This window comes from Rhodococcus sp. EPR-157, from assembly GCF_001647195.1.
In the GTDB taxonomy this organism is placed as follows: Bacteria; Actinomycetota; Actinomycetes; order Mycobacteriales; family Mycobacteriaceae; genus Rhodococcoides.
On record NZ_LVCV01000495.1, the window covers coordinates 1 to 5,849 of the forward strand.

Below are 5,849 nucleotides of genomic sequence, written 5' to 3' on the forward strand. Positions count from 1 at the left end.
CTCTACGCCCGCCAAGTTGGCCGCACGCATCGAGCGCGATCCGGGTACATCCGAAGCGGGTGGACCGTTCGACGTCCTGGTTTCTCTCCGCGAGGGCAGCTCCGAGCAAGCATTGTTCTGCTTCCATCCCATTACCGGTACGGCATGGGCGTTCGCAGGCCTCGCGCCGTACCTCGACTCCGATTGCGCGATCTACGGGTTGCAGTCTCCCGCGCTGTCCGGCGAGCGGGTGTTGCCGACAGCGATCGAGGACTGGGCCGAGCTGTACGTGCGCGAGATCCGCGCCGTTCGACCTACCGGGCCGTACCACCTACTCGGGTGGTCTATGGGCGGGGTGTTAGCGCACGCCGTCGCCGTTCGGCTACGGGCACTCGGGCACGAGGTCGCGACTCTCGCTGTCATGGATGCGACCATAGGAACAACGGAAGGCCGTACGACGGCACTGCCGACAATGGTCGATCTGGTGGGCGAGTTCGGCGGGGACGACGACCGTGACCTCGCCGAACTCGACGTGCAGGGCGTTGCCGATCTGGCAGCGACGTTGCCCCCACCGTTCGATGCGCTGACGCGAGAACGTATCGAGATCATCGTCGACGGGATCGGGCACTCCGCGCAGGTGCTGGCTGCCTACGAGCCCGTCGAATTCGACGGTGACCTGCTGTACTTCACCGCCGGACTCGACGATCCGTCGGGTGAATCGGGTGTCTCGACCTGGCAGTGTGCTGTGAATGCAGAGCGCACGGTCAACTACCCGATCGCGACGTCGCACTGGAAACTGGCCTCGCCCACGGCGTTGGAAAGAATCGGACCGATACTGAACAAGTGGATCCTCGGCGGTCGCTGAGATCCAACAGTAGTGGGACGAGTTGTCCCGAAAAAGCATTCAGTCGAATGCTTTTTTCCGAGTGAAATGGACTTCGACCCGGTTTTTTCTCGGTCGTAACGCCGGACGGTTCGCGACGATGCGGTATATATGGACTCAGTTCGTCGTTGTAAACCTGTGCGGGGCGGCAACAGGAGCTCGGCCCTCCCGGGCTATTCGAGCTGCCCTCGTGTCGAGATCTGAGGGTGCGTCGTGATCGAGTTCAAGCTGCCGGTGACCGTCGAAGGCACGATTCGATGAGTGGTAGCGGCCAAGATGTGTCCGCCGATCGAACACCCGCGCGCGGCTCGGCCCGACCCCGACGTGCGCCGCGTGTCAGGCGCCCGCGCATACCCCTTCTGCCCGACCTCCTGCTCACTGCCGTCGAACTGGACCCGTCTGCGACCGCCCTCTCCTACGACAGCGCGCAGCTCACGTACGCCGAGTTGGACTCCCGTTCCAGCCGCCTGGCACGAGCTCTGATCGGTCGTGGGCTCGGACCGGACGACGTCGTAGCGGTCGCGATGCCCCGGTCGGATCTGTCGGTCCAGTCGGTGTGGGGAATCGCCAAGTCCGGCGCCACCTTCCTTCCCGTCGACCCGAATTATCCGTCCGATCGGATCGAGCACATGCTCTCCGACTCGGGAACACGCTTCGGTGTGACGATCACGGAGTTCGTGCACGCATTGCCGTCGACCGTCGAGTGGATGGTGCTCGACGACGAGTCGACGATCGCCGAGATAGACGAACTCGACAGCTCCACCGTGCTACCGCCCGACCGCGCCGGGACGCTGCTCGCGACGCACGGCGCGTACATGATCTATACCTCCGGTTCGACGGGAAAGCCGAAGGGAGTTGTGGTTACACACGCGGGTCTGAACGACCTCGCTGCGGAGATGCGCGAGCTCTTCGGCTTGACGCCATCCGCCCGGACCTTGCACTTCGCGTCGCCGAGCTTCGATGCCTCCGTCTTCGAGCTGCTGATGGCTGTCACCGCGGCATCGACCATGGTGATCGCCCCGGCGTCCGTGTACGGCGGAGCCGACCTCGCCGAGCTGTTGCGACGAGAACAGGTCACGCACGCCATGATCACCCCTGCCGCGATGGCATCGGTGGATCCGAGTGGCCTGAACGATTTCGAAATGGTTCTCTCTGCAGGAGAAGCGTGCCCGCCCGAACTGGTGTCGAAGTGGGCCGTGAATCGGCCGGCCGGTCCGCGCCGGTTTCTCAACGGGTACGGCCCTACCGAGGCAACCATCATGGCCACCTGCAGCGGCGCGCTCGAATCCGGTGCTCCCGTCTCCATCGGAAGTCCAGTCCGGGGTGTGTCGGGCGTGGTGCTCGACGATCGACTCCATCCGACGACACCCGGTTCGAAGGGCGAGCTCTATCTGTGGGGCCCGGCACTCGCTCGCGGTTACCACGGCAGATTGGCTCTGACCGCAGAACGATTCGTCGCGAATCCATTCACGACCGATGGTTCGAGGATGTATCGCACCGGCGACATCGTGCGCTGGCGCCAGTCGAGCAACGTGCTCGAATACGTGGGTCGCAGTGACTTTCAAGTCAAGATCCGTGGATTCCGCATCGAACTCGGTGAGATCGACGCTGCGCTGTCGATGCACGACGGTGTCGACTTCGTCGTGACGGTGGCTCGCGAAGGCGTCGGCGGCACGGCGGGCGCCGGTGCAGACTCCGGTGGAGGGGCCGGCTCGGCCATGCTCGTGTCCTACGTTCGCTCGGTCGAAGGCGTTGTGCTGAGTACTTCCGAGCTCACTCGGTTCGTGGGCGACAAGCTTCCTCGTCATATGGTGCCCACCGCGATCGTGCTGATCGACGAACTTCCCCTGACACCGGCAGGCAAACTCGATCGTGCAGCATTGCCGGACCCCGTCCTGCTCGCCCGGGAATTCCGAGCGCCCGAAAGCGGAACTCAACGCGTCGTGTCCGGGGTGTTCGCCGAACTGCTCGATCTTCCGCGTGTGGGTCTGGACGACGACTTCTTCGAACTCGGCGGGAACTCACTGATCGCGACCCAGGTGGTTGCGCGTATCGGTGCAGCTCTCGATACGACGGTGTCGGTTCGATCGCTCTTCGACAATTCTTCGGTGGTGGGTCTCGCCGAGTCGATCGATGCGCAGGGCGATGTCGGACGTCGAACACCTCTGACCGCAGGTCCACGGCCGGATTCGATCCCGCTGTCGCTCGCGCAGCGCCGCATGTGGTTCATGAACCGGCTGGAGCCGGAGTCCGCGATCAACAACCTCCCGCTCGCAGTACGGCTGACGGGCAAGCTCGATGTGAGTGCGCTCGCTCGGGCAGTGGTGGACGTGGTGGAGCGGCACGAGTCGCTTCGCACCTACTATCCCGACACCGACGGTGTCGGTCATCAGTCGGTCCTTCGGGCCGAAGAGGTCGCGCCCCGGCTGGAGCCGATCCGCTTGGCGGAATCCGAGATCGCCGATGTGTTGCGCGAGATGACGCTCACTGCATTCGACCTGGCCGCCGAAGTTCCGCTGCGTGCACGGTTGTACGAAGTCGCCGACGAGGACTACGTGCTTGCGCTCGTCACCCACCACATCAGCGCCGACGGTGCCTCGCTGGCACCGCTGACGCGAGATCTGATGACGGCCTACCTTTCTCGCGTCGACGGCCGTGAACCGAACTGGGCCCCGCTGACCGTTCAGTACGTCGATTACACGCTCTGGCAGCAGCAGGTTCTCGGGTCGAGCGACGACCCGACATCGCCTCTCGCGGTGCAGGAGGCTTTCTGGAAATCCGAGCTGGCGTCTGTTCCGGCTCAGCTCGACCTGCCGACCGATCGACCACGTCCGTCGGTACAGTCCAGTGTCGGTGCCACGGTGGAGTTCGAGATCTCCGGTGCAACGCACCGAGCGCTCCTCGAACTCGCGAAGTCCAAGAACGCCACGTTCTTCATGGTCGCCCACGCCGCGTTGGCGGTGTTGCTCGCCCGGTTGTCCAACACCGACGACATCGTCATCGGTGCGCCGATCGCAGGGCGCGGCGACGAACAGCTCGACGACCTCGTCGGCATGTTCGTCAACACTCTTCCGTTGCGTACTCGATTCGACCCGGCCGAGACCTTCGTCGATCTTCTTGCACGGGTTCAGGAATCGGATCTGGACGCGTTCGGTCACGACGCGGTGCCCTTCGAAAGGCTCGTCGAGGTTCTCGACCCGGAGCGGTCGGCGTCGCGGCACCCGATCTTTCAGGTCGCCATGTTCTTCCAGAACATGGCGCAGCAATCCTTGGAACTTCCAGATCTTGCCGTCACACCGTTGTCGATGGACGGCGCACTCGCGAAATTCGATTTGCAGTTCACATTGGCCGGTACCGACGCCTGGGACGGTGAGACCGGAGCGATTGCTGCGCAAATTCTCTACGCGACAGCGCTGTTCGACGAGTCCACGGTTCAGTCCATTGCGCGTCGCTACTGTCGACTGCTGGACGCGATCGCAGCGGATCCCGCGGAATTGGTCGGTGACCTCGAACTCGTCGGCAGCGCCGAGAGTCGAGTGTTGTTGCAGGAGTGGAACGATACCGATCGAGAGCTGGACTTCGAGCCGACGTTGCTGTCGGAGTTCGACCAGCGAGTCGCCACTCACGCCGACCATGTCGCCGTGGTGTTCGAAGGCCGATCCCTCACCTACCGGGAGTTCGACGCCCAGGTCGACGCGCTGGCTCGAGTGCTGATCGATCGTGGAGTCGGCCCCGAAGCTCGCGTCGCTGTGGCGATCCGACGATCTTTGGATCTGGTCGTCGGCATCTATGCCATTCTTCGTGCGGGTGCGGCGTTCGTTCCCGTGGATCCGGACCATCCCGAGAGTCGCGTTCGGTACATCCTGCAGGCGGCGGAGCCCTTCTGCGTGCTCGTGTCGGGAGACGGCGACCGCGACCTCTTCGGCGATGTCGCCGTGCTCGACGTCGCTGACCTCCCCGCGACCGAATCGAGTCTCTCGCCCGTCACCGACGCCGAACGCACTGCCTCGCTCGGACCGGACAACACCGCATACGTGATCTTCACCTCGGGTTCGACCGGCAAACCCAAGGGTGTTGCCGTGTCCCACCGTGCGGTCGTCAACCAGATGGCGTGGATGCGAACGGAATATGGCCTCAGTGAGGCCGACGTGTACCTGCAGAAGACAGCCACGACATTCGACGTCTCGCTGTGGGGCTTCTTTCTTCCTCTGCAGGTGGGCGCGGAGCTCGTGGTGGCGACCCCGGACGGGCACCGCGATTCGGAGTACATCGCGGATCTGATCGCGGAGCATTCGATCACCCTCACCGATTTCGTGCCGTCGATGTTGGCGATGTTCACCGCACATGCTTCTGCGGATCGGTGCCGAAGCCTGCGCCACGTGTTCGTCATCGGCGAAGCGTTCCCGATCGAAACTGCCGACGCATTTCGATCGGTGTCCTGCGCTGGGCTGCACAACCTGTACGGCCCCACGGAGGCAGCCGTGTCGGTGACGTTCTGGGAGTCGACCGAGGCGGATCGTGGCTCGGTACCCATCGGCAGACCTGAATGGAATACGACGGCAGTAGTCCTCGACTCCCGGTTGCGGGTGGTCCCGGCCGGCACGGCGGGGGAGCTGTACCTCTCCGGAGTACAGCTTGCCCGCGGGTATCTGGGCCGACCCGATCTTTCGTCCGACCGCTTCGTCGCGGACCCCTTCGGCGCACCCGGATCCCGGATGTATCGAACGGGAGATCTCGCTCGGTGGCGTGCGGGCGGTCCCGGCGAACCGGGTGTGCTCGAATACATCGGCCGCACGGACTTTCAGGTGAAGTTCCGCGGCCAGCGGATCGAGCTCGGCGAGATCGAAGCGGCTCTTCTCGCGAATCCAAGTGTCAACCAGGCGGTCGTGCTCGTGGTCGCCTTGGCAACCGGCGATCACCTCGTCGCGTACGTCGTACCGGCTCCGGGGCGCTCGGTCGACGACGTCGACGCACGATCCGATCTCGG

2 protein-coding genes are annotated in these 5,849 nt (G+C 64.1%); both read left to right on the forward strand.

Annotation, left to right across the window (positions count from 1 at the left end; genetic code table 11):
- A partial coding sequence (locus A2J03_RS22350) for a thioesterase domain-containing protein (RefSeq protein ID WP_231912654.1) occupies positions 1 to 844 on the forward strand: 844 nt, incomplete at its 5' end.
- A 275-nt stretch (positions 845 to 1,119) separates the two neighbouring features.
- On the forward strand, positions 1,120 to 5,849 hold a 4,730-nt coding region (locus A2J03_RS22355), incomplete at its 3' end, for a non-ribosomal peptide synthetase (RefSeq protein ID WP_156520535.1).